Origin of the sequence: Streptomyces flavofungini (assembly GCF_014650815.1) — a bacterium.
GTDB lineage: Bacteria > Actinomycetota > Actinomycetes > Streptomycetales > Streptomycetaceae > Streptomyces > Streptomyces flavofungini.
The window spans coordinates 404,151-426,062 of record NZ_BMVR01000004.1 but is presented as its reverse complement, the minus strand read 5'-3'; the positions used below and the strand labels follow the sequence as shown (position 1 = coordinate 426,062).

Genomic DNA, 21,912 nt, shown 5'->3' with positions numbered 1-21,912 from the left:
TGCCCTCGTCGGTCCGAGCAGCGCACGACGCGCCACACTTCCCGTCCCATTCCGGCAGGACTAGTTTCTTTAAAGGGTGTTGACGATGAATGAGCGGCTCCTGGCCAAGACCTTCGTCGAGCTGGCGGACAATCTGGTCGCCGACTTCGACCTGATCGACTTCCTGCGCCTGCTGACCGACCGCTGCGTGGGGATACTCGGGGCGAGTGCCGCCGGAGTACTGCTCGCGGACCGGGACGGCGAACTTCGCGTGATGGCCGCCTCCGACGAACAAGTACGCCTGCTGGAACTCTTCCAGCTCCAGAACGACGAGGGCCCCTGCCTGGACTGCTACCGCACGGGTCTTCCGGTGACCGTCCCCGACCTGCTCACGGAGACCGCCCGCTGGCCCCGCTTCGCCGCGCAGGCCCAGCTCCACGGGTTCGGCGCGGTCCAGGCCCTGCCGATGCAGCTGCGGGACGACGTCGTCGGCGCCCTCAACCTCTTCCGAACCACTCCTGGCCCCTTCGACCCGGTCGGCACACCCATCGCGCAGGCCCTGGCCGACGTCGCCACCATCAGCCTCCTCCAACAACGCTCCACACAACGCTCCACGGTTCTCAACGAGCAGTTGCAGACCGCGCTGAACAGCCGCGTCCTGATCGAGCAGGCCAAGGGCAAACTCGCCGAACGCCAGGGCATCGACATGGAACAGGCATTCACCGCCCTGCGCCGCTACGCCCGCGCCCACAACCGCCGCCTGTCCGACGTGGCTCGCGCCCTCATAGACGACACCGAGCCCCTGGCCGGTCTGGCGTCCTGACCCGTGCCACGAAGGTCTTCGGCCGCCGCTGGGGCATCACCAGCGTTCTCGGACGACCGTTCTGGTTGACGCGTCTTTGGCCGAACGGCCCCGCATGGACACTCTGGGCGCGGGCAGAGTCCCTGCGCCGGGAGCGCGGGATCCGGGTCCGGCCCTCCCGAAGGAGCCACGGCGGGCTGATCCTGGCCGCCGGTTCCGGGCGTGGATGGATCTGTCTCCCGGCCCGGTGCGGCCTTCTGCAGCGAACTCCGCACCGGCACGTCTTGGGAGAGAGGGCTCCCATGGGTGCCGATGTACTCCCGCGTCGTCGGCGTCCATGGTCGAGGTGAGCCCGACCGCGAGTGCCGGAGGGGGGATCGGCCGTGGTCGGGCTCGCGCAGGTCCAGCATCCACCCCGCACGGAGAATGGCGCCTGGCGTGATGAGACCAAGCAGTCGCATCGGTTGCGGTCCCGAGCCGCGCTCCGAGTGCGACGGTCAGGTCCAGCAACGCTCGATGCAGACCTGGTGGCCGTGGTGGTTTCTGTTCACAGGCGGCGCCAGCGGGCGGAGGCGAAGGAGAAGGCGCCGAAGAGGATCAGTCCGATCGCGACAGCGACCAGGAGCCAGGGGCCCGCCGGGGTCTGTGTGAAGCTGCGGAGTGTGGCGTCCACCCCCTTAGCCTCGTCCGCGTCGAACTGGACGGCTGCGATCAGGATGAAGACGCCGGCCGCCGCGAACACCGTGCCGCGGGCCACGCCGCCGACCATCCCCAGGCCGGTCACGATCTGCCGCGTGCGGTGGCTCATCGCGCCCACGTCCAGATGTTTCAGGAACTTGCGCATCGCCGCCCGTACCGCGAGCACGACACCGATGCCGATCAGGAGGCAGCCCCCGGCCCCCACAAGGACTTGGCCGTACGACAGCTTCAGCACCGATGCCGTCCAGTCCTGCGACTTCGCGTTACCGCTGGAACCCTGACCACCGCCTGCGGCGAAAGCGGCGGTTGCCCAGCAGACCGACGCGTAGAAGATCGCCCGCCCGCCGTCCAGAAGCCGTGAGGCGGCCTTCCGCTCGGGCCCTCTGGTGAGCACCGCGCGGGAGCCGCGCCACAGCGCCATGCAGCCGAAGCCGACGGCCAGCGTCCACAGCATCGCCTTCCCGAAGGGCTGCTCCGCGACCTGGTCCAGCGCACCCTGACGGTCCGCCGACTCCTCACCGCTGCCGAGGGCCATCTGGATCGCCAGGGCGCCGATGAGGACGTACACGACACCACGCGCCATGAAACCCGCCCGGCCCGCGGCCGTCAGCGTCTCCTCCTTGGCGGCGTGGGCGGCAGAACCTGCACCCCGGCCCTTTCCTTGTGCTTGAGGTGCTTGAGACGACGTCACGAGGCCCTCCCGACAGCCAGGGGCGCGCGGGGCGCGTCCTGGACACCGAGTGCCCCCGTAAGGAGGCGTGATGCGTCGTACGCGCAGCAGCCTGTTCACCGTTGGCAGGGGTACTCGGCCGGCATGCGAACCCACGAACCGCGGCTCGGCGAACGCACGACGCTCGCCTCCTCGGCCGCGAAGGTCCTGATCGGCAACCGGAGCGCGCGCCGGGCCGCGTTGCGCGGCACCGGCTCGCTGGTCCTGGCCTGTGCCGCCATCCAGGCCGCCACCAAGGTGCTCGACAAGCGCCGACCCCTGCGGCATCCGCCGAAAGAGGTGGTGTCCTCTCAGCACACAGCCGGTGCGGCCGCCTTTGCGACCGGCGCCACCTTGGAGACGCCCCGACTGGGAGCCGTCCTCCTTCCCGTCGCGGTGGGCATTGCCGTCTCCCGCCTGCGCGCGGGAGCACACGCTCCCGGCCGCGTTCTGGTGGACGTCGCGTTCGGCGTGGGCATCGCCGCGGCAACCTGTCGCTGGTGGCCGCTGCACCGCGACAAGCCCGCCGACAGCGCCCGCCCGAAGCTCCCGGTTCCCGCCCTTCCGTCCGGCGAGGGTCTTGTCGTGGTCGTCAACAGCGACGCCGGCGGCGAGGTCCCGGCCGACGTCGAACTGCGCACCCTGCTGCCCAAGGCGGACGTACGGCTCTGCGATGCCGGTGAGGATCTGCACACGGTGCTCCGGCAGGCCGCCGCGCAGGTACAGGCGCGCGGCGGCGCACTGGGCGTGGTCGGGGGCGACGGCACGGCCAACGCGGCGGCCGTACTGGCCGCCGACAACCGGCTGCCGCTCGCGGTGTTCCCCGGCGGCACCCTCAACCACTTCGCCGCCGACCTCGGACTGCCGACCCTGCAAGCAGCCGCCGACGCCGTGGAGGAGGGCCGCGGTGGCACTGTCGACCTCGGCCGGATCAGCGGCGACGGCACCTGCACCTACTTCCTCAACACCTTCAGCATCGGCGTCTACCCTGAACTCGTCCGGGCCCGCGAAGCCCGCGAGACGTCCCTCGGCAAATGGCCCGCCCTCGCCGTCGGCCTGCTCCGCGTCCTCGCCGACGGCACCCCCATCGACATCACCCTCGACGGACATCCCCGACGGCTGTGGCTGCTCTTCGCCGGCAACAGCCGCTATGACCCGCCCGGCTTCGCCCCCTCCTACCGCCCCACCCTCGACGATGGACTCCTCGACCTGCGCATCGTCGACGGAAAGCACCCCTTCGCCCGCACCCGCCTCGTCGCGGCCTTCCTCACCGGCACCCTCGCCCGCTCCCGCGTCTACCAGGAAACCACCGCCACCCGCCTGCGCATCGACGGTGTGAGCAAGGCGGGCGACTACACCCGGGACGGCGAAGTGAGCCCCGCCGCCGACACTCTCGTTCTCGACAAGAGGAGCCGCGCCCTCACCGTCTACCTGCCCGCGCCACCGTGATTCCGGGCCATCAGCGGACGGCAACGTAGTGCCCATCCGGGGCTATGCTGCGAAGCAGACGCCCCAGACCCCGGCCACGCACTGCCAGTTGGGCACGATGCTGTACCGCATGTCTTCCGGTCTCCTGAACCGAGGCGCCCATGCACACTCCGCAGCACCCACATGAACCCGACAGCTCACAGCCGTCCGCCATGGATACCGTGCGTCTGCGCCGCCTAAACCGCTGGCAGGCCGAGGAGCTACGAGAGGACCTCGCGGACCTGTACGTGGAATCCTCCACAACTCCATCCGGTGAGGAGTTCCACGGCCGACAGGAGTTCCTGCACCGCCTCGCGCACGACGTCCAACAGCCGGGATTCGACATGCTGGTCGCCGAGGCGGAAGCACTGGCCGGCTGCGCGTACGGAGTTCCCGTGGCGCGAGACGGCTCCTGGTGGCAGGGGTTCGACGGCCCTCTGCCCCAGAACCTCGAGCAACTCACCGCGTCCGGACATGTCTTCGCGATCACCGAAACCCTTATCCATCCGCATGGGCACGCCCGCGGGCTCGCCCGCCGTCTGCAGGAGCGCCTGCTCGCCGACCACCAGGCATCCCTCGGCGTCACCTTGCTCGATCAGTCCGATCACTTGGTGTTCGCCGCCTTCGAAGCCTGGGGCTGGCAGGAGATCGGGCAGATCCACCGGCAGCCACCGTCCCCGGCAGCGTTACGCGTACTCGTCCTCCGGCTCGGAGCGCGCACGGCAGACCATCCCGACGGCCTGGCTCACAACGCCCGGACCCAGCGACCCGAGTAGCCGCGTTCGGTTTGCAGACGCGGAGCGTGCGGAGATGCTGCCGGGCCCTCGTTTGGAATCCGTACCGCGGGCTACCCGAGCGGGGCGCCCGACGGTCGACCCGGACGAAGGCACCGGAGAGTTGAGAACACAGCTCCCGGTGTCGCCCGTAGCGCACGAGCCATCACCGCTGATCACGGAGGCGCCTCAGCGCGCGATGCAGTTCGCGTTGGATCCGCTCGGGGAGCAGCTCGCCCCGGGCCGTGGCGATCAGGGCCGCGGCCACGTCACGGAGTTTGATGTTGCAGTGCTGCGAGACGTCCACCAGCAGTCCCCAGGCCCGTTCACTGGAACAGGGCGCCAGGGCCATCAGCATGCCGCGCGCCTGGTCGATCACCGCACGGCTCGACAGCGCCCTGACCAACTGATCGTTTTCCGCGCGCAGTTTGATGACCTCGGCCACCAGAGACGCATCCCCTGCCGAAGACGCAACCGTCACCCGCAGTTCGTCATAGGGCGTGGTCGCCTGATGCATGGTGCCTACCTCACGACGCAGTGACGAGAGCCATAGCCCGCGCATACCCCACGGGCACCACAGGCGGTCAGCGGCGGGCGAGTTGCCGCTCACCGGCCGTCCCGGGCTCGTAGGGCAGCCCGTAGTGCTTGAAGATCGCTGCCTCGTCCTCGGCGGGCAGGACGTCGTCGGTGCCGATCGATGGGGCTGTCTTCACCAGTGCTTTGGCATAGGCGACCTTGAGGTAATCCGGGCCGACAATCGCGTCGTCGAGGGGGACGAACATCAGCCGGCGCCGGGTGGGCAGTCCGGTCCGCACGGTGGCCATGGCCGGTTCGTCGGTGGTGGTGTCCACATAGACCGCTTCGAGGACACCGATCTTGTGTGCCTCGGTGTCGACGACGGCGAGGTCGCGCCACTCTCGGACATCGGCTGCGTGAATCATGACGTCTCCCTCCCGGAGGGCTGTTCTGGTTGGCCTGCCGCTCATCGCCGGTCGGCTGCATGGAGGCGCCGCAGCGCACGGCGTAGCGCCCGATGTATCTGCTCGGGAAGAGACTTGTCTTCCGTGGTGGCGACCAGGGCCGCAGCAACCTCTCGCAGCCTGAGATCGCACTGCCGCGCAACATCCACCAGCAGCCCCCGGGCTGCCGACCGGCGGCACGGAGTCAGGACCATCACCATGCCGCACGCCTGATCGATGACCGCGCGGCCAGCCATCGTCCGGCGCAGCTGATCGTTCTCGGTGCGCAGGGCGGCGACATCTTGCCCCGGGGACACGCTTCCCCAGGTGGCCTCGACAGCCAAGTTCACCTGCTCCGCTTGGATCGTGGTCGTCCGCGGCATGACAGGTACCTCGCCGAGTTCCTCGTGGCTGGCCTGACTCCCCGGAGTGTCTGGGCGATCTCCAGGTCACCTGTGGTGCTCACGGTCCCGGCGGTCCTGCCGCATCCAGCGCCCTCGGCGCTGGCGTCGGTAGCGGCGGTCCCAGCGATTCTGCCGATCCCGGTAGTCCCGGTACTCCCCGTAATCGGAATCACTCCCGCGGCCCCGGCCCCCGGTACCGCCCCTGCCGTAGTGGACAAGGGCGAAGACCAGCACGGCCGCGGCCACCCACCACAAGGCGTTGAGGAAGCCGAGCCCGAACAGGACCGCGAGGAGGATGAACAGGAGCACGAACACGGCGGGCCTCCCCGGAGCGGAATGAGCATCGCTGCCGGGGACTGGGGCCTCACCCCACAGCGTAGTCCCGCCCAGCGTCTGCGGATACCTCGCCGCGTCACTGCGTAACTGCACGACGTAGATGCGCACTTGGCATCTGGTCAGCGACTGCGGCTGAGGCTAGCGTGCGCCGTGCCGCCCCAGCCCCCGGCAGCGCCGAACAGCCCTCGCGCTCCCCAGGAGCGCACCGTGCGCATCGCTGCCGGAACCCGCCGCGTCACGAGCCTGGCCGCTCCCGCACCCGCCCCTCGCCACGTGATCCCGGCACGGTCTTGATGCGCTCCACGCGGGCACCGATCCGCTGCCCGCCGCATCGCACGCATCTGCCCCCAGGCGGTACGCATGTACGCGCTGATCGTTCCGGCCGCAGTCCCCTTCGTCCTGCTCGCCACCGTCATGGGCCTGTCCTGGTGGGAGGAGCATGTCCTGCCACCGGCCGAGCCGACCGAAGCTCCCGTCCAGACTCCGATTACCCCGGCAGTCCCGGCTGTGCTCCCCCAACCCGTCCGCCCCCACGAGCCGTTGACAAGGGAAGTTGCCGGGCGTTGACTGACAGCACGGCGTAGGGCCATGCCGCTCCGGACCGTTCGGGCGAGGCATTCCACCTTCCCGCTTCGCCCGGACCCCGCGGAAATCAGGAAACCTCTCCGCGATCTGGAGGCCCGGCGATGCTCTTGTGGATTCTTCTCCTTCTGCTGATCCTGGTGATCTTCGGGTTCGGCTTCACCATGCAGATCCTGTGGTACGTCGCGGCTGTACTTCTGGTCCTCTGGCTCGTCGGCTTCGTGATGCGCGGGCGCGGTGGCGGTGGCAGTGGCAGGCGCCGGTTCGGCCGCAGCCACGGCTGATCCACCCCAGCCCCCTGTCCTGCCCGCGGATAGGGCGGCTTGCACGGCAATCAGGCGCGGGAGCCCATCCAGGGGACGAGCAGAGGACAGCCATGAGCGTGGGACGAACGATCAGGCACAAGACACAGGCTTTCACGGGCCGGATCACGGAACGCTTCGGCAGGACCACCGGCAACAGGCGGCTGCGGAGGCAGGGCAGGACCGACCGGATCTCCGGAGATCTGAAGCAGTCCGGTGACAAGGCCAAGGGAGCTTTCCGGCCCTGACCACGAATGCCCCGGTTGGCGCCCACGTCGCGTGGGCACCAACCGGCCGGCCCCAACACGAGTGAGCCGACAGGGATTGATGAAAATGCAGCAGAGCGATCAACGGGTCAAGACCCCAAGAGGTCAGCCATGATCACCATCGTCATCATCGCGGTGCTCGTCATCGCGGCAGCCGCCCTCTTCTTCGTCGTGCGTGGACGTACCCGGGGCAGTGGCGGTCGTGAGCTGAAGCGGCGCTTCGGGCCCGAGTACGACCGTGCCGTCGCCCGACACGACGGCGACACCAAGGGCGCCGACCGGGAGCTCAGGGAGCGGGTGAAGCGGTACGGCTCCCTCAAGGAGCAGCCGCTGTCGCCCGAGGATCGCGAGCACTACGTGTCTCAATGGGCCACCGTTCAGGAGCAGTTCGTCGAATCCCCGCAGAAGGCCGTCATCGAGGCCGATGCGCTGCTGTCGCATCTGGCCAGGGACCGGGGCTTTCCCGACGGCGAGTACTTCGAGGAGCAGCTGGCCGCGCTCTCCGTCCACCACGCCCACTCCGTCCAGGGCTACCGCAGCATGCACACAGCCGCCCGCGGCCAGAGCGGCACCGAGGAAATGCGGGAGGCCATGATCGGAGCCCGCAGCCTCTTCGAGGCCCTGGTCACCGAGCAACCAGCCGAACCGGACCGGCGCCGTCCGCAGTCTCCCGACGCCCGCGGCCACGCGCCGTGGGCACTGAACCGGCGCCATGCGAAGGGAAGTAGCACGCGATGATGTACGACCAGGAACGCGCACAACAACCCCAGGGCGAGCGCCCGGATCTCGTCGAACAGCACGCCGGGCAGGCGCCTCGCACCGAGGCCGCTCGCGCACCGCGTGAGCCGGTCACCGGTGCTGATGCGCCCATCCGCACACCGGGGTCCGCACTGCTGGCGCAGGGCGAACGGGACAAGCTCACCATGCGACTCCAGCAGGCCCTCAACACCTTCGTCGAAAGCCCGCACCAGGCCGTGGAGGACGCCGACGGCGTCTTCGACGAAGCCGTCACCCAGCTGGCCGAAACCCTCGCGGAGCGGCGCCGCGTCCTGCGCGCGAGCTGGCAGGGCCAGGACACCGAAGCTCAGACAGAGGAACTACGGCTCGCGCTACGACAGTACAAGGAGACCACAGAGCTACTGCTGCACATGTAACGCCCGCCGAGCAGTGAAACTGCCGCCCCGCAGGAAGCACAGCCGCCGCCCGAAGCCGGTGCGCAAGCCCACACCGGTCGAAAGTGCGGCGGTTGTGTTCCGGCGCCGGACCGATCCGCTCGATGCCCAGCAGACGGCACCGAGCATGACGTGGTGGAAGCGGCTCGGAGGATCTCCCGCCGGCCGGGCTTGTCACACGCGCAGCGCCACCGGCTTCACGCTCCAGCAGGTACCGCAGGAGGCTCCTTCTTGGACCGTGGTCGCGATGAGGAACTGCGGGGGATTCATCAAGGGGTCCTCCACCTCGATCCTCAGATCATGGTCCGCCAGCTGCAAAATCACACCGTCGCCGCTCGGGAGGGCGGTCCAGGTTGTCTTGCCCGTCCCGCTCGGCATCGTCATCACCACCGCGCCGAACTGCGCCGTCGGCACCCCCAGGAGCTTGCCGGTCGCCTTGTTCATCAACTGGAATCCGGCCCCGCAGACATTCACGGTCCAGTGCTCGCGCGGCCCGTCCTGCGGAACAAGCATGGCGGCGATGGCACTACCACCGAAACCGATCGCCGCCAGACTCAGTCCCGCATCCGATTGCAGCGTGACGGTGCCCACAAGTAACGCCATGAGGTCCCCCCATTTCCACCTGCCCCTCGACTGCCGCCGACAGCCGCCCCCGCCCCCATCACAACCCCGCAATCCAGCCACCCCGCCCGACCGGCCTGGCAACAACTCGCTGTCGTGAACCCATTGTTGAAGCAATCGCGTCAACGATCAGTCACGGGACCTCCACCAGCGGCGTCTTGGCCTGAGCCGGTAGCCGCCGTCAGATCCACTCGGGCCTCGGCCCGAGCGGCGTGCCACCCGACGAGTTGCGGCAACAGCCCCCACAATCCGCCGCACACCAAGAACGTCGCACTCCCCGCGATCACACCCTCCACCCGGCCGAGCACCACATCGACGACGAGCAGCACAGAACCGGTCAGGGCCAGCATCAGGACGCTCATGCCCGCCCCTGCGAGCCTGGAAGAGGTCCGCACGACCTCGGGCTTGGCCCCGCGCTGGAACAGCGTGCGGTGCAGCGCGGCCGAAGTGGTGAACAGGGCCGCCGCGAGCACCGCGAACAGCAGCGTCGTGATGTACATCGCGCGCTGCGCCGTATCGAGCATGGGGAAGCGGGCGGTGAAGGCCAGCGTCAGCAAGAACGCGAACAGGATCTGGACGCCGGTCTGGATGATCCGCAGTTCCTGGAGCAGCTCGCCGAAATTGCGGTCGGCCCGCTCCAGCGTCGTCTCCTCGCGCGGCGTACGGGGACTCTCCTCGGCCATGTCCCAGCAAGCTAGTCGACACACGCCGAACCGTCGCCAGGCCAGGCAGAGCATTCCGAGCCCACGAGGCGTGCAGGCAGACAGGCCCAGGACTCACCCTCCGAGCGAACACCTGGATTCCGTCTGTGGAGTTCATTTCCCCGGCACGGCGAAGCGCAGGATGCGTCCCCAGGTCGAGCCGTACTGCCGCCACAACGGGCCGGTGACGTAAGGGATGCCGTACTTCTCGCAGAGTTCCCGCACGCGCGGGGCGATCTCGGCGTAGCGGTTGCTGGGCAAGTCGGGGAAGGCGTGGTGCTCGATCTGGTGGCCCAGGTTTCCGCTGAGCACGTGGAAGAGCGGGCCGCCCTCGATGTTGGCGGAGCCCTGGATCTGCCGCAGATACCACTGCCCGCGGGTCTCGCCGTCGATGTGCTCCTCGGTGAAGGTCTGCACGTCGCCGGGGAAGTGGCCGCAGAAGATGATGGTGTGCGACCACAGGTTGCGCACGGTGTTGGCGGTGAGGTTGCCCAGCAGGCAGGGCAGGGCGGAGGGCCCGGCGAGGAGCGGGAAGAGCACGTAGTCCTTGGCGAGCTGGCGGGTGGCCTTGGTGAGGAACCCGGTCAGGTCGGCTGCGAGGGAACGCCACGACTTGCGGCCGGCGGCGACGGCATCGGGCTCCAGGTCGTACAGCGCGATGCCCCACTCGAAGAGCGGCGCGAGCACGAAGTTGTAGAGCGGCTGGGCGAGATGGCGCGGACGCCAGCGCTGGTCGCCGCTCATCCGGAACACGACGTATCCGAGGTCCCGGTCACGGTCGACGACATTGGTCCAGGTGTGATGCAGGTGGTTGTGCGTGTGCTTCCAGGCTTCAGCCGGAGTGAGGAAGTCCCACTCCCAGGTGGCCGAGTGGATCGCCGGGTCGCCCATCCAGTCCCACTGGCCGTGCAGGATGTTGTGGCCCAACTCCATGTTCTCCAGGATCTTGGCGACGGAGAGCATCGCTGTTCCCGCGGCCCAGGCGGGCGGGAACAGCGAGACGGCCAGAGCGGCCCGCCCTCCCGCCTCCAGGCTGCGCTGGGTGGCGATCACGGTACGGATGTAGCGGGCGTCGTCGGTGCCGCGCGCGGCGATGATGTCGGCACGGATCCGGTCGAGCTCCTCACCGAGTTCCTTGCCCAGGGCCGTCTCGATGGCGGCAGGATGGGTCAGAGCCACGGGGATCTCCTTTGGGTGGCTAGGCGTCGAGGGCCAGCGGTCCGGCCGCCGCCGAGACGCAGGTCTGGATCATCTGGCCGGCCCGGTCGTGGACTTCGCCGGTACGCAGGTCGCGCACGCGGCCGTACCTCAGCGGGGTGAGGCAGCCGAAGCAGATCCCGCGCCGGCACCCGTACGGCATCACCACCCCCACCGACTCACCCACGACGAGAAGCGGGGTGACCGCGCCCGCAGTGACCTCAGTACCGGTACGGGTGAACAGCACCCGGCCACCGCAAGCGGCATCGTGCTCCGGCGGCAGGACCGGATCCCACTGGAAACGCTCCACATGGAGCCGCTCGCCGAGCCCCGCCCGGCCCCAATGGCACTCCACTGCGTCGAGCAGGGCGGCCGGGCCGCACGCCCAGGTCTCCCGCTCCGGCCAGTCGGGGCAGAGCCGGGCCAGATCGTCCGGGGCGAGCCTGCCGTGCGGCCGAGTGTGGTGCTCGACATAGTCCAGCCAGTCCAACCGCCGCCGGGCCGCGCGCAGTTCGGGACCGAAGATGCTGTCCCGGGCGCAGGGTGCGCTGTGCACCAATACGACATCAGGGTGTGGGGGCCGACGGCTCATGAGCGTACGGAGCATGCCCATGACCGGGGTGATGCCGCTGCCGGCGGTCACCAGCAGGATGCGGGAAGGGAGACGGTCCGGCAGAACGAACTCGCCTTGCGCCGGACCGAGTCGAAGCACCGTGCCCGGTGGAGTCCGGCGGGCCAGCTGCGGGGAAACCCTGCCGTCGGGCGCGACCTTGACGGTGATCGTCAGGAGCCCGTCCTCCCGGCCCGGCACCGAGGTGAGGGAGTACGTGCGCCACTGCCCTACGCCGTCCATCTCGACGCCGACCGGAAGGTACTGCCCAGGACGGTGCCCCGACCAACCCCGGCCGGGCCGCAGAGCGAGCGTGACAGCATCCGGAGTCTCTGGCCACACCCCTGTCACCCGCCCTACTGGGAAGCGGGCGCCGAGCAGGGGGTCGAGCAGTCCGAGAAAGTCGTCCGGGGTGAGCGGGCTGGTCAGCCAGGAGGCCACGTTCAGTAGTCTGCTTGCGAGGGCCGGTAACTCAGGCATACGCGGATTCCTCTCGTCGCGCAGCACGACGGGTGCTGCGTACGTCGAGTCGTCCCGGGCCCGGCTGAGGCAAGGTAACCACGACTGTGTGAACGGACGCGCGCCCAGGAGGCGCATCCCGCCACACGCGGTCTGCGGTATCCGGCGGGCGCGCGTCCGCGCAGTGCGGTGGCCTGCGTGGGCAAGCCGGGGCGTGCCAAAGGTAATTGGCCGAATGACCGTGCCGGTTCCACGACACCCGCCCGCCCCCGTGAAAAGAGACTGACTTGGGAGCCTACTCACCAGGCTGCTGGACCTTCGCGGGGAGGCCGCCGAACGCCATTGACTGGCTGACCTGGAAGCCACATCGGTGAGCCAGCCTGCGCCCGCACAGCCCGCTTCGCTATCGCGACCTCCGCCACCGCACCCCGGCGTCGCGATGACGCGTGAGCGCTCCGGAGTTCGCCCGTATGCTCGTCTATTTCGGGCGAAGTCGAGAATGCTCCGACACGGTAGGGGACGATGAAGTACGCGTGCGCAGCGTAGAGGGCCGCCTTGCGGCAGATCAGCCCGAATTCGCCCACTGACCCGGGCTTGAACTGGAAACAGATATGGAGCTCGTTCGGGGGAACTTGGATCTTCCCGATCCTCTGGTGCTCCTCGATCACGCTCCAGTAGGTGCTCTCCAGCGACATGTCGCCCCCCGTATTCAAGGCCATGCGGCTTCAGGGTCAGGGCACCGCCGCACAATCCGGTTACTCATTGAGTTACCCGATGCTGCGGCCTCGGCACAGGGCCCGGATGGCCCAGATCCCCGCTGCTCGTCCCCCGCCTCCCGAACCGGTCCCGGCGCCGTGGGCCTATGGGGTCAATCGAGCCGACGCACAGCCGCTCAAGAGACACTCCACGAGCTGGGCCACTCGACACGGACGCCGAGCGCGGCTCCCACCGACCTACTGCTGCGCTGCTGACCAGAACCACAGGCGGGCACCGGCAACGGCGTCGGGCCAACCGCTTCCGGGCACCGCCCATTGCACCCCCGGCCAATGTGGGCAGCAGGAGGCGGCGGCAACCCCACTCGTCGCCCTACAACAGCTCACGCGGTCCGCGGAGTTCAGTGATGCCGCGGTTCGACGGGCCCGGTCAACTGCACGATGTCGTCGGACGCCACGTCGTGCAGCCGTATGGCCAGGTCCTCCAGCGCCCGGCTGGCGGCGAGTTCATCGCCGATCTCCGGTACCGGTCGGTCGATGGGGTTCCTGCGGGCCACCCCCCTGCCGCTGACGCTGGACGTGTCCCCGACGGTCAGGACAGCGCGGGCGCGGGTCTCGTCGCCCTCTTCGGAGATATAGATCTGCACGGTCCACTGCTTGGCTTCCATCACGGTCACTCCCGCTCTGCTGCTTTCAGTGTGCGCTGTCACCCGTGTCCGCCATAGACCCAAACGGCCCCGCGTCCAGGCCGCGCACCGCCCACGAGGTCTTCGCCAAAAGCATCAACTCTCGCGATGTGGTGCACCTGACGTCGGTATTGAAGCGCCTGTTGATCGGCCGTGCCATGCGCAGCGAAGAACGGCACGAGACGCTGCTGCCCAAACGGCTGGTCCTGCCGGTGTTCGCCTCGGACCCCCTCTCCTCGGTGGCGTACGCCACGCAGGAGATCCTGCTTGTCCTCGCCCTCGGCGGCCTGGCATAGCTGCACTTCGCGCCGTGGATCACCGCTGCGGTCGTCGCACTCCTGACGATAGTGGTGCTCTCCTACCGCCAGGTCGTACGTGCCTACCCGATCGGTGGCGGATCGTACGGAGTCGCCGCCACCAACCTCGGGCCGTCGGCCGGACTCGTGGTCGCCGCCACCCTGCTGGTCGATTACATGAATCTGCGCGGCGTGCGCGAATCGGGGCGGGCCCTCGCCGCGCCCACGTACCTGTCCGTCGGTGGCGTAGTGATCATGATCGGTACCGGGCTCTTCCGGTATCTGCTGGGTGACGCGCCGGTCGCCGAATCCGCGGGATACGGGATCGCTCCCGAGGGCGGCGACGCCCAGCTGACGGACTGGCCCTGGTGATGCTGGTCCTGCGCGTTTTCTCCGGTAGATGCACGGCCCTGACGGGGGTGGAGGCCATCTCGAACGGCGTGCCCGCCTTCCGCGAACCGAAATCGAAGAACGCCGCGACGACGATGGCCGTGATGGGCGCCATCGCCCTCGGCCTCTTCGTCGGAGCGACCGCGCTCGCCCTGGTCTCCAGAGTGCATATCGCCGAGGACGCCTGTCGGCTCACCGGACTCGATGCCGACTGCGCCGTGTACCACCAAGGCACGGTGATCGCCCAGGTCGCCACGGCCGCCTCACCAACGCCCTGCGGAGCCACTACCTGACCAGTGACCTGCGCAAGACCTCGACTTGCTGGGAGGCCACGCACCACAAGGACGGAGTGCTGCGCGCCAAGGGCGTACCGACCAGGTGGAACGTCACCTACGACGGCAGCGGCATGGGGCACTGCTGGACCCGGATCACCCTCACCTGGAAGACGCCGGGGCACCCCGCCCACCACACCTACCTGACTGCCCAGCCCGATCTCGCGACCGAGCTCATCTCCGGGATCCAGTCCGGCAGGTAGCTGCCGAGCGCCTCGCCCTGAGAACCGGCGCATGGGCCGGTTGGCTTCGCCCATCGCAGTGCGGTGCACGTTGAGGGCGTGAGGGTCATCGAGCCGGACTCGGAGGCCTTCTGCCTACATCTGACCGGCACCCCAACTGGGCGTCTACAGGCGGGCGTTGACGTCCCCACCACGGCGGGTGGCCTGATTCTCGGCGACACCTTCGCATACACCGCCCTGACCCTGCTGCGGTCTCTGCTGATCATCGGCATCGGGGTGTCGCCCTTCGGTGTCTCCTGGGGCGATCCGATCGCAGCCGGCGCACTGACATCCTGTGGGTTCTGGTGGGCACGGGGGGCGGGAGTGCTGGCGGGCGCGGTGTTCCACACCCCTGAACAAGCGGGCGCCGTCGGAACCGCCGTTGGCATCAGGCTCGGCGTGCTCGGCGGCTGCATGTGGCCCCTGACTGTCGTGTCCGCGTGGCTGCGGGTGGCCAGCCACGCGAGACCGCATGCATGGGCCGTCGACGGCTGGACCGCACCACTCTCTCGCGGTGGTCAACTCTGAGACATCGCACCGCACTTAACTGTTCTCGCGGCCTTCGCGGCCGACTTGCTCGCCCTCGCGGTGACCATGCCGCACCGCCAACTCACCCGACAGGGCAGTCCGTAGCGGCCACGAACGTGCCTCGACCGATGCACCGGTCGAGGCACGGGCTCTTGCCGACGGTACTCAGGAGCCGATCGGGATACGCAGGACCTGCCCCGGGAAGATCTTGTCGGGGTCGCTGAGCTGGTCCGGGTTCCCGCGCATGATCCGCTGATAGACGGAGGCGTCCCCGTAGTACGCCTTGGCCAGGGACGACAGAGTGTCGCCCTTGACGACCTTGTGCTGGCGGTAGCCGTAGTAGCCGGGCACGATGAGCGGTCCGTACAGGACGGGGATGGTCACGACGTTGATGTCGCTGCCGTCCTTGGCGCTCTTCTCGTAGACCTGGACGAAGAGCCGGTCAGCCTTGAACGCCGCCTGTCCCAGTTCGACGCTGACGTGGAACTGCGCGTGCTCGCCGGTTCCGCCGCCCACCTCGAAGTATCCGTTCACCTCGTCGTGGCCCTCGGAGACGCGGTAGTGGAGCGTGGCTTCGTACCCGGTGCCGATGCCGCCGAGGTGCAGCGGGTTGCCCACCAGATCCAGCTTGCGGGGCTGATCGATGCGGTTGGTCATGAGACCCCCTCGATTGAGTGGACCGCCTTTCATCACTCAGTCGACTCCCGGTTCCCGGACGGACCCATGGGCCCTTCGGGCCAGCATCGGGACCATTCGGCATCCAGGGCGGCTATGAGCCGAAGCAGGGGGTGCTTCTATCTGTTCGGTCAAGGTCTGTGGTCGTGGTCAGGCTGCTTGTTCGCGCCGGGGTTGGCAGAGGGTGGTCTTGTTCGCGAGATCCGGGATCAGGCAGCAGATGTTCACAGTTTCGACAGCGCCCGACTGGCGCACTGTTCGATCGAGTGATGGGTCGTCCTGGCCGGCCTCGGCCGCAGCGCACGGCAGCGACCGAGGTCTGGGTCTGCGGTTCTCAGGTCAGGACACGTTCTTGACCCAGTCGGTGATGACGCCGACGTACTGCTGTGCCATCGGCTCGTGCAGGCGTGCGGAGCGTCGAGCGGAGTGAAGGTGACCGGCTGGCCGGTGGATTCCAGCAGGCGCCGGGCCTGGGCTGCCTGGATGTCGGGCATCGCGCCCATGAGCTGTCCGGTGTCGGGGGCGGTCATGTGGAAGTGGTGGGTGAGCAGGACCGGGGTTTTCTCCTGGGCGAGCATCGTGGCATGGTCGACTCCGCCGTTGGCGGTGTCGGTGGTCCACGCCTGGGCCCATTCGGGGTCGTACTCCTTCAGGTGCTGCACCGGGGTGGGGGACGCCCACCACATCAAGCAGCTGCGGCACAGCCCTACGAGCGGGGTACTGGCTGTAACTGTATGACCAGGTGGAAGACCTTTCAGGCCGCCTCAGGGCTCCCCAGTTCCCGGCCCACTTCAGCAGCTCGCGGTCGCCCGCCGCGGCTGGGAACTCGCCGGCGGCGAGGACTGTCCCCGTCAAGGAGAGCACCGCAGCCACAGGGGCATCCTGGTGCGTGCCCACTCCCAGCACCACCTCCCCCGCAGGGCGACGACGACGGGCCTGTGGCGCGAGCGACGTACTGGGCACCGTCGAAGTAGACATGCCCGTTCCCCTTCCGGTCCGGCGAAGTGTCGCGTCGCCGGCACCGGGCCGCGTCAGACGGTCAGAATCGTGAGAACACCACAGTCATCGGCAGGCCCCTATCGAGACACACCCCGCCAGCCCGGCACCGACAACGCACCATCCCCGGCCAACAGCCGACACTGCGAAAATCAGACGCTCCGGTCAGCGGCCGATCGTTCACGATCGATTCGCAACTGGCGGCCGCGCAGCGGCACTGCTCCCGGCGGGCACTCGATACGCTCGCAGGCGCCACACCCGTATGACCGGTACTTGGTCGGCAAGGGCCTCATCTGTCACGTCGCTGTCACCAACAGCGTCGACAGCCCTGGACCACCAAGATCAAACCTGCGTGAACCGCGTCGAACTGGACCACGTGGACGCCAGAAGACAGTTCTTCCTACCTGTGCCACGTGGTGCCGAGGGAGGGGCCGAGGACCAGAACAGGGGCGTCTTCTGGCCCGTCAAAGCGGTATTGCAGGGCTGCAGTCTTCGTCTCGCTCACCCGCTCCACGCTGCCACACCGCACAAAATCGCACCGACGGGGGTGGCCGCCTCCACCAAACCACCGCAGACCTTCACCAGCGGCCCGGAGCGGCGGTCACCGGCCCGGGGCGCCGGTCAGGGAGCGAGCGCGGCCTCGGCAAGATCGTGCCAGTCCTGGGTCCGGCCGGCACGGGTCACCTCGGCGAACACTCGTTCGCCGAGGTGCGCGCGCGTCTCCTCGGTGATCCGGGTGGCGTCCGGCTGCGAGCGGTCCGGGGTGCCACGCACGCCCTCGCTCGCCGCGAGCAGCCGGGCGGCCCGCTCGTGCTGCCCCTGGCGCAGCGCGAGGTCCGCGACGCCGATCAGCACCTGCGCGGTCAGCGGTACGTACGCCAGCTCCACCGCCGTGCGGAAGGCCTCGGTCCGGTGGGCGCGGGCCGTGTCGATGTCGGCGGCGAGGTAGCCGGACAGGTCCTGGACCATCGTGCGCGCGTAGCTGTTCGGCCCGGTGTCGCGCAGCATCGCCCGCACCGTGGCCAGGTGCTCGTACGCCTCGTCCCGCCGCCCCCGCCAGCGGGCCAGCTGCGCCCTCGAAAGGGCCAGTTCGACCAGCGCGTCCGGCCAGGCGACCCGGTCCGCGCAGCGCTGCGCCTCGGCCATGGTGGACTCGCTGGTCCCCGCGTCGCCGAGCAGCCAGTAGAGCTGGGCCTGGTGCGCCCGCAGGCCGACCACGTCCTCGATCGCGCCCAGCTCCGTCAGGGCCGTGATCGCCTGCTCGTAGTGCTCGCAGGCGCGGGTGAACTCGCCGCGCAGGGCGATCCGGTCGGCCAGGGAGGTCAGCGCCAGGGACATGCCCCACCGCTCGCCGAGCGCGCGGAACTCGGTCAGGGCCCGCTCGATGTCCGCCTCCCCGTCGGCCTCGTCGGTCCGCAGCCGGAGCCGCCACCGGCCGCGGTTGAGCCGGGCCTGGGCGCGCATCCACGGGTCGTCGTCGGCGAGCAGCGGTTCGAACGCGGGCAGGAACCCGGTGGGCTCCCGCAACATCCGCTCCATCACCGCGGCGCTGCTGAGCAGCGGGTGGCGGCGCTCGGTGCGGCGGGCGAAGCGGTACGCCTCGCGGATCCACTTCTCCGCCTGGTGCTGGTCGCCCTGGCCCGCGGTCACGAACAGCGTCACCACGACGTACGCCATGGCCCGCACGTCGTCGGGCACCTCGCCGGGCAGGGCGGCCGCCGCCACGCTCAGCTCGATGCCCTCGGCCTTGCGCCCGCTCAGGAACCAGTACCAGCCCACGGCCGCGACGAGCCGCATCGCCTCGTGGGCGCGGCCCTCCGCGATGGCGTCGCGCAGGGCGGCGCCGATGTTGTCGTGCTCGGCGTCGAGGGCGGCCAGCCACCGCAGTTGCTCGGCGCGGCACAGGTGCGGCTCGGCGGTCTCGGCGAGGCCGGTGACGTACGCGAGGTGTGCCCGGCGCGCCGACTCGGTCTCCCCGGCCTCGGCCAGCCGGTGCGCCGCGTACTCCCTGATGGTGTCCAGCATCCGGTAGCGCGGCTGCGCCGTGTCGTCGGCGAGCAGCAGGGACTTCTCGATCAGGGCGGTCAGTACGTCGAGGACCTCCTCGCCGTCGAGGAGCCCGTCCTCGCAGACCCGCTCGGCCGCTTCCAGCGTCGCCCCGCCGGAGAACACCGACAGCCGTCGCAGCACGCCGCGTTCGGCCTCGGTGAGCAGGTCCCAGCTCCAGTCGACGACCGCGCGCAGCGTCTTGTGGCGGGGCAGCGCCGTGCGGCTGCCGCTGCTGAGCAGCCGGAAGCGGTCGTCGAGGCGGAGTGCCAACTGCTCGACGGACATCGTGCGCAGCCGGGCCGCGGCCAGTTCGATGGCGAGGGGAACGCCGTCGAGCGCCCGGCAGATCCGCGCCATGGCCGACAGGGTCCGCTCGTCGAAGGCGATGTCCTTGCGGACCGCACCGGCCCGGTCGCGCAGCAGCAGCACCGCGGGCGAGGCCCCGGCCTCGGCCGGGTCGGCGCCGCTCGCGGGCAGGGCCAGCGGCTCCACCTGCCACAGCGCCTCCCCGGTGATGCCGAGCGGCTCCCGGCTGGTGGCCAGGATCCGCAGGCCCCGGCACTCGCCGAGCAGCCGGTCGGCGAGCGTCGCGGCCGCCTCGATCATGTGCTCGCAGTTGTCCAGGACGAGCAACCGCGCACGGTCCCGGAGCGCGGCGACGAGCCGGTCCATCGCGTCCCCGCCCGGGTCCCGGCCCGCCTCCCCGCCCGTGGCCCCGCCGAGCAGCGCCTGGTCGCGCAGGCCGATCGCGGTGAGCACGACCTGGGCCAGCTCCCCGCCCGCCCGCACGGCGGCCAGCTCGACCAGATACGCCCCGTCCGGCAGGTCGCCGAGCATCCCGCGCGCGGTCTCGGTGGCGAGGCGCGTCTTGCCCGAACCGCCGGGCCCGGTCAGGGTGACGAGGCGGTGCTCGGCGACCAGGTCGGTGACGGCGGCGACGTCGTCGTCCTTGCCGACGAAGCTGGTCAGCCCGGCGCGCAGGTTGGTCCGGGGGTGCTCCGCCCGGCCACCGAGTTCGCCCCATCCATCGCGTTCGCCCCGTCCGCCGCGTTCGGCCCACCTGCCGCGCTCGCCCCGTCCACCGCCCGTGCCCCCTGCACCGCGCCCACCCCGGTCCCCCCGCAGCAACGCCGTGTGCAGCGTGGAGAGTTCGGCCGAGGGTTCCACGCCCAGGGCCTCGGCAAGCCGCTCGCGCAGGTGCTGGTAGGCCAGCAGCGCCTCGCTGCCCCGCCCCGCCTCGGCGAGCGCACGCATCAACGCCGCGACCAGCCCCTCCCGCAGCGGGTGCGCGGCGGCCAGCTCGGTCAGTTCGGGGACCAGTTCCGCGCCGCGGCCGAGGTGGATGTCGGCGTCGGCCCGGTCCGCGAGCGCGGCGAGGTGCAGCTCGTCGAGGCGGGTCGCCGCGGCGACGACGGCCTCGCTGCCGTACGGCGCGATGTCCGCGAGGGCTGTGCCGCGCCACAGCTCCAGGGCCGCGCGCAGCAGCTCCGCCCGGCGCGGCACGTCCTCGGCGGCCCGCGCCCGGCCGACGAGCCGCTCGAACCGGCTCACGTCGACGGCGTCGGGCGCCACGGCTAGGCGGTACCCGCCGGACTCCGCCCCGATCGACCCGTCCGGCAGCGCCCTGCGGAGCCTGGACACCAGCACCTGCAGGGCGTTCGCCTCGTCCGCGGGCGGCCGGTCGCCCCAGATCCAGTCCACCAGCCGCGGCCGGGTGACGACGCGGCCGGGTTCGAGGGCGAGCGCGGACAGCAGGGCGCGCAATCGAGTGCCCGGCACCTCCACCGCTGTCCCAGCGGCGGTCCGGACCTCGAGCGGCCCGAGCATCATGATGTGCACCTGCTCATAGTGCCGCACCGTTCCGACGCGTGGCCAACCGCTCACGCGCAGGTCATGGCCCCCGCTCCAGCGGTCGCAAGGGCCGGGGGACCCGGTGTTTCGGTGCGGCGCGTTCGGTGAGGATCACCGCATGACCCCGCACCTCGAATCCCCCGCACCACAGGAATCACTCCCGCCCCTGCCCCACCTCGACGCCGCCACCCTCGCCCGCCTGGTCCCGATGGGCGCCGCCGTCGACGCCGTCGAGGACGTGCTCGTCAACGGCGGACTCGACCCCGAGGCGGAACCCGCGCGGTCCGTCGTCGGGGTGACGGGCGGTCAGCTGCTGCTCATGCCGTCGTCCACGGCCTCGTACGCGGGCGTGAAGGTGGCGACCGTGACCCCCGGCAACCCGGAGCGCGGCCTGCCGCGCATCCAGGGCCTCTACCTCCTGCTCGACGGCGCGACCCACCAGCCCCGCGCCCTGCTGGACGGCATCGCCCTCACCTCGCTGCGCACGCCCGCCGTGTCCGGTGCCGCGCTCCGGCGCCTGGCCGTGCCGGACGTCCGGCGGCTGCTGGTGTTCGGGACGGGGCCACAGGCGTGGGGTCATGTGGAGGCGGTACGGGCGGTGCGTCCCGGTCTCGCGCACGTGGACGTCGTCGGGCGTGACCAGGGGCGGGTGGCCGCGTTCGTGGAGCGGTGCCGGGCGGCGGGGCTCGCGGCGGCGGCCGCGGTGCCCAAGGACGTCGCCCACGCCGACGTGGTGTGCTGCTGCACCACGGCACGCGAGCCGCTGTTCGACAGTTCGCTGCTCGCCCCGCACGCGACGGTCGCCGCGGTCGGCTCGCACGAGCCCGACGCCCGCGAGGTCGACGAGCGGCTCCTCGGCCGGGCCACGGTCGTCGCCGAGTCCCGGTCCGTGGCGATGCGCGAGTGCGGCGACATCGTGCAGGCCGTCGCCGCCGCCGCGTTGGACCTCCGCCGCCTGCGCACCCTGCGCGAGCTGGCGCGCGGCGAGGTGCCGGTCGACGACGGCAGACCGCGCCTGTTCAAGTCGGCGGGCATGGCCTGGGAGGACCTGGCGGTGGCGGTGGCGGCGTACGAGAAGTGGGGAGCGGGGCGGGGCGCCGAAGCCTGAGCCCGCGCGGGCCCGGCCGGGCGCCGCAC

Annotated in this window: 23 protein-coding genes and 1 pseudogene; 11 read left to right on the top strand and 13 right to left on the bottom strand. The window is 70.1% G+C overall.

Features of this window, described 5'->3' with window-relative positions:
• Window positions 1-85: 85 nt before the first annotated feature.
• Window positions 86-802 carry a GAF and ANTAR domain-containing protein gene (locus IE274_RS12180; protein WP_190115675.1) on the top strand — a complete coding sequence of 239 codons (717 nt, stop codon included), beginning with the start codon at window positions 86-88 and terminating at the stop codon, window positions 800-802.
• A 526-nt stretch (window positions 803-1,328) separates the two neighbouring features.
• On the opposite strand, the gene IE274_RS12175 is transcribed toward IE274_RS12180, so the two are convergent.
• On the bottom strand, window positions 1,329-2,171 hold the full coding sequence (locus tag IE274_RS12175) for a DUF1206 domain-containing protein (protein ID WP_229909482.1): 843 nt from the start codon (window positions 2,169-2,171) through the stop codon (window positions 1,329-1,331).
• A gap of 123 nt (window positions 2,172-2,294) precedes the next feature.
• Here IE274_RS12175 and IE274_RS12170 point away from each other — a divergent pair, with 123 nt between their 5' ends.
• Both IE274_RS12170 and IE274_RS12165 read left to right on the top strand, forming a co-directional pair.
• The gene (locus IE274_RS12170; protein WP_229909481.1) at window positions 2,295-3,638 is read left to right on the top strand and encodes a bifunctional phosphatase PAP2/diacylglycerol kinase family protein; all 1,344 of its coding nucleotides are present in this window, start codon (window positions 2,295-2,297) and stop codon (window positions 3,636-3,638) included.
• Window positions 3,639-3,829: 191 nt separating this feature from the next.
• A complete protein-coding gene (locus tag IE274_RS12165; RefSeq protein WP_229909480.1) occupies window positions 3,830-4,432 on the top strand; it encodes a GNAT family N-acetyltransferase in 603 nt (200 codons plus the stop codon).
• Between the two features lie 163 nt (window positions 4,433-4,595).
• On the opposite strand, the gene IE274_RS12160 is transcribed toward IE274_RS12165, so the two are convergent.
• The 4 genes from IE274_RS12160 to IE274_RS12145 all read right to left on the bottom strand — a co-directional run bounded on the left by IE274_RS12160 (window position 4,596) and on the right by IE274_RS12145 (window position 6,107).
• Window positions 4,596-4,946 (bottom strand): ANTAR domain-containing protein, encoded by a 351-nt coding sequence (locus IE274_RS12160; protein ID WP_190115672.1) that lies wholly within the window; start codon window positions 4,944-4,946, stop codon window positions 4,596-4,598.
• Window positions 4,947-5,013: 67 nt separating this feature from the next.
• On the bottom strand, window positions 5,014-5,370 hold the full coding sequence (locus IE274_RS12155) for a PRC-barrel domain-containing protein (RefSeq protein ID WP_190115671.1): 357 nt from the start codon (window positions 5,368-5,370) through the stop codon (window positions 5,014-5,016).
• Window positions 5,371-5,411: 41 nt separating this feature from the next.
• Complete coding sequence (locus IE274_RS12150) at window positions 5,412-5,771, bottom strand: ANTAR domain-containing protein (protein ID WP_190115670.1); 360 nt, start codon at window positions 5,769-5,771, stop codon at window positions 5,412-5,414.
• A gap of 66 nt (window positions 5,772-5,837) precedes the next feature.
• Window positions 5,838-6,107: a hypothetical protein gene (locus IE274_RS12145; RefSeq protein ID WP_190115669.1), complete on the bottom strand. Its 270-nt coding sequence runs from the start codon at window positions 6,105-6,107 to the stop codon at window positions 5,838-5,840.
• A gap of 707 nt (window positions 6,108-6,814) precedes the next feature.
• On the opposite strand from IE274_RS12145, the gene IE274_RS12140 reads away from it, so the two are divergent.
• The 4 genes from IE274_RS12140 (at window position 6,815) to IE274_RS12125 (ending at window position 8,432) form a co-directional block, all read left to right on the top strand.
• Window positions 6,815-6,994, top strand: coding sequence for a hydrophobic protein (locus IE274_RS12140; protein ID WP_087886388.1), 180 nt, complete (start codon window positions 6,815-6,817; stop codon window positions 6,992-6,994).
• Window positions 6,995-7,086: 92 nt separating this feature from the next.
• The gene (locus IE274_RS12135) at window positions 7,087-7,260 is read left to right on the top strand and encodes a CsbD family protein (RefSeq protein ID WP_087886387.1); all 174 of its coding nucleotides are present in this window, start codon (window positions 7,087-7,089) and stop codon (window positions 7,258-7,260) included.
• Window positions 7,261-7,389: 129 nt separating this feature from the next.
• Window positions 7,390-8,016: a hypothetical protein gene (locus IE274_RS12130; protein ID WP_190115668.1), complete on the top strand. Its 627-nt coding sequence runs from the start codon at window positions 7,390-7,392 to the stop codon at window positions 8,014-8,016.
• Entirely contained in the window at window positions 8,013-8,432 is a 420-nt protein-coding gene (locus IE274_RS12125; protein WP_190115667.1) for a hypothetical protein, read from the top strand. Before IE274_RS12130 ends, IE274_RS12125 begins: the two co-directional genes overlap by 4 nt.
• Before the next feature lie 192 nt (window positions 8,433-8,624).
• On the opposite strand, the gene IE274_RS12120 is transcribed toward IE274_RS12125, so the two are convergent.
• The 5 genes from IE274_RS12120 to IE274_RS12100 all read right to left on the bottom strand — a co-directional run bounded on the left by IE274_RS12120 (window position 8,625) and on the right by IE274_RS12100 (window position 13,419).
• Window positions 8,625-9,053, bottom strand: coding sequence for a hypothetical protein (locus IE274_RS12120; protein WP_190115666.1), 429 nt, complete (start codon window positions 9,051-9,053; stop codon window positions 8,625-8,627).
• Between the two features lie 140 nt (window positions 9,054-9,193).
• Entirely contained in the window at window positions 9,194-9,754 is a 561-nt protein-coding gene (locus IE274_RS12115) for a DUF6328 family protein (protein WP_229909479.1), read from the bottom strand.
• A gap of 132 nt (window positions 9,755-9,886) precedes the next feature.
• Window positions 9,887-10,951, bottom strand: a complete 1,065-nt coding sequence (locus tag IE274_RS12110) for a fatty acid desaturase family protein (protein WP_229909478.1) — start codon at window positions 10,949-10,951, stop codon at window positions 9,887-9,889.
• 19 nt (window positions 10,952-10,970) lie between these two features.
• Window positions 10,971-12,086 (bottom strand): ferredoxin reductase, encoded by a 1,116-nt coding sequence (locus IE274_RS12105; RefSeq protein ID WP_308437271.1) that lies wholly within the window; start codon window positions 12,084-12,086, stop codon window positions 10,971-10,973.
• A 1,066-nt stretch (window positions 12,087-13,152) separates the two neighbouring features.
• The gene (locus tag IE274_RS12100) at window positions 13,153-13,419 is read right to left on the bottom strand and encodes a DUF1876 domain-containing protein (protein ID WP_190115664.1); all 267 of its coding nucleotides are present in this window, start codon (window positions 13,417-13,419) and stop codon (window positions 13,153-13,155) included.
• Between the two features lie 128 nt (window positions 13,420-13,547).
• Here IE274_RS12100 and IE274_RS12095 point away from each other — a divergent pair.
• The 3 genes and pseudogenes from IE274_RS12095 to IE274_RS12085 all read left to right on the top strand — a co-directional run.
• Window positions 13,548-14,383 (top strand): annotated as a pseudogene (locus IE274_RS12095) (APC family permease); the annotation flags it as partial.
• A gap of 89 nt (window positions 14,384-14,472) precedes the next feature.
• Entirely contained in the window at window positions 14,473-14,658 is a 186-nt protein-coding gene (locus tag IE274_RS12090) for a hypothetical protein (RefSeq protein WP_190115663.1), read from the top strand.
• A 78-nt stretch (window positions 14,659-14,736) separates the two neighbouring features.
• A complete protein-coding gene (locus IE274_RS12085) occupies window positions 14,737-15,204 on the top strand; it encodes an ABC transporter permease (protein ID WP_190115662.1) in 468 nt (155 codons plus the stop codon).
• A 165-nt stretch (window positions 15,205-15,369) separates the two neighbouring features.
• Here IE274_RS12085 and IE274_RS12080 read toward each other — a convergent pair whose 3' ends face one another.
• From IE274_RS12080 to IE274_RS12070, 3 genes are all read right to left on the bottom strand, one after another.
• On the bottom strand, window positions 15,370-15,861 hold the full coding sequence (locus tag IE274_RS12080; protein WP_190115661.1) for a LysM peptidoglycan-binding domain-containing protein: 492 nt from the start codon (window positions 15,859-15,861) through the stop codon (window positions 15,370-15,372).
• A 242-nt stretch (window positions 15,862-16,103) separates the two neighbouring features.
• Window positions 16,104-16,541 (bottom strand): hypothetical protein, encoded by a 438-nt coding sequence (locus tag IE274_RS12075; RefSeq protein WP_190115660.1) that lies wholly within the window; start codon window positions 16,539-16,541, stop codon window positions 16,104-16,106.
• A 955-nt stretch (window positions 16,542-17,496) separates the two neighbouring features.
• On the bottom strand, window positions 17,497-20,808 hold the full coding sequence (locus IE274_RS12070) for an AfsR/SARP family transcriptional regulator (protein ID WP_307822142.1): 3,312 nt from the start codon (window positions 20,806-20,808) through the stop codon (window positions 17,497-17,499).
• A gap of 85 nt (window positions 20,809-20,893) precedes the next feature.
• Here IE274_RS12070 and IE274_RS12065 point away from each other — a divergent pair, with 85 nt between their 5' ends.
• Window positions 20,894-21,883: an ornithine cyclodeaminase family protein gene (locus IE274_RS12065; protein ID WP_190115659.1), complete on the top strand. Its 990-nt coding sequence runs from the start codon at window positions 20,894-20,896 to the stop codon at window positions 21,881-21,883.
• Window positions 21,884-21,912 lie beyond the last annotated feature (29 nt).

Bases quoted from the DNA above. Each gene is read 5' to 3' on its own strand.
- IE274_RS12180 (WP_190115675.1), top strand. From the start codon at position 86: ATGAATGAGCGGCTCCTGGCCAAGACCTTCGTCGAGCTGGCGGACAAT.
- IE274_RS12170 (WP_229909481.1), top strand. From the start codon at position 2,295: ATGCGAACCCACGAACCGCGGCTCGGCGAACGCACGACGCTCGCCTCC.
- IE274_RS12165 (WP_229909480.1), top strand. From the start codon at position 3,830: ATGGATACCGTGCGTCTGCGCCGCCTAAACCGCTGGCAGGCCGAGGAG.
- IE274_RS12160 (WP_190115672.1), bottom strand. From the start codon at position 4,946: ATGCATCAGGCGACCACGCCCTATGACGAACTGCGGGTGACGGTTGCG.
- IE274_RS12155 (WP_190115671.1), bottom strand. From the start codon at position 5,370: ATGATTCACGCAGCCGATGTCCGAGAGTGGCGCGACCTCGCCGTCGTC.
- IE274_RS12150 (WP_190115670.1), bottom strand. From the start codon at position 5,771: ATGCCGCGGACGACCACGATCCAAGCGGAGCAGGTGAACTTGGCTGTC.
- IE274_RS12140 (WP_087886388.1), top strand. From the start codon at position 6,815: ATGCTCTTGTGGATTCTTCTCCTTCTGCTGATCCTGGTGATCTTCGGG.
- IE274_RS12135 (WP_087886387.1), top strand. From the start codon at position 7,087: ATGAGCGTGGGACGAACGATCAGGCACAAGACACAGGCTTTCACGGGC.
- IE274_RS12130 (WP_190115668.1), top strand. From the start codon at position 7,390: ATGATCACCATCGTCATCATCGCGGTGCTCGTCATCGCGGCAGCCGCC.
- IE274_RS12125 (WP_190115667.1), top strand. From the start codon at position 8,013: ATGATGTACGACCAGGAACGCGCACAACAACCCCAGGGCGAGCGCCCG.
- IE274_RS12120 (WP_190115666.1), bottom strand. From the start codon at position 9,053: ATGGCGTTACTTGTGGGCACCGTCACGCTGCAATCGGATGCGGGACTG.
- IE274_RS12115 (WP_229909479.1), bottom strand. From the start codon at position 9,754: ATGGCCGAGGAGAGTCCCCGTACGCCGCGCGAGGAGACGACGCTGGAG.
- IE274_RS12100 (WP_190115664.1), bottom strand. From the start codon at position 13,419: ATGGAAGCCAAGCAGTGGACCGTGCAGATCTATATCTCCGAAGAGGGC.
- IE274_RS12080 (WP_190115661.1), bottom strand. From the start codon at position 15,861: ATGACCAACCGCATCGATCAGCCCCGCAAGCTGGATCTGGTGGGCAAC.
- IE274_RS12065 (WP_190115659.1), top strand. From the start codon at position 20,894: ATGACCCCGCACCTCGAATCCCCCGCACCACAGGAATCACTCCCGCCC.